Raw genomic sequence first — 743 nt, 5'->3', positions numbered from 1 at the left:
GTCGGTCAGCTGCGCGACCCGCCGCTCCAGCTGCGCGGCCCGCGCGGCCACACTCTCGGCCGCGCCGCGCGCCTGGACCAACTCCGCGTCCAAGGCGGCCTTCTCGCGGTCCAGACGCTCGCGACGACCGACCCGGGAGGCGGCCCGCACCGCCGCCTGCTGATGGGCGGCGGTGCGCCGCTCGTGTTCGTCCTCGGCCCGACGCAGCTCCTCGTGCGTGGCGTGCAGCGCGGAGGCCTCCTTGCGGGCCTGCTCGTACAGCCGCTCCAACTCGTCGGCCGCTTCGGCGAGTTGACTCGTCGGAGTGTCCCCGGCCTCGGCGGTGGCGGCGGCCAGGGCTTCCCGTACGACGCCCAGGCGCCGTTCCTTCTCCGTGTGCCGTTCCTCCGCCTGCTGGTAGGCGGCCAGCGCCCGCTCCTCCGCCTCCCGGTCGACGTGTCCGGCGTCCTTGCGCGCGGGCGCGGGGTGATCGGTGGCGCCGCAGACGGCACAGGGTTCGCCGTCCGTGAGCTGCGCGGCGAGTTCCGCGGCGATGCCGTTCAGGCGCTGTTCCTTGACGTCCAGCCAGTGCGCCTTGGCCTTGAGCGCCTGCTCCCGCGCGAGACGGGCCTGTTCGGCGGCGGTCTCCGTGTCGCCGGCCAGCTGGTCGCGCATCCGTGCGGCGCCGAGCCGCTGCCGGGCGGGCTCGCGCCGCACGGCGAGCTGCTCGGCGCGGGTCGCGGCCTCCTGGGCGGTCTCGATAC

The 743-nt window shown here is 75.9% G+C and carries 1 pseudogene; it reads right to left on the bottom strand.

The window, feature by feature from the left end:
• A pseudogene (locus CLM62_RS09280) lies at positions 1-743 on the bottom strand (SMC family ATPase); the annotation flags it as partial.

The sequence above is a fragment of the Streptomyces sp. SA15 genome (genome assembly GCF_002291145.1).
In the GTDB taxonomy this organism is placed as follows: Bacteria; Actinomycetota; Actinomycetes; order Streptomycetales; family Streptomycetaceae; genus Streptomyces.
Note: the sequence above shows the minus strand (reverse complement) of the source record. Positions and strands in the feature narration are given on the sequence as shown.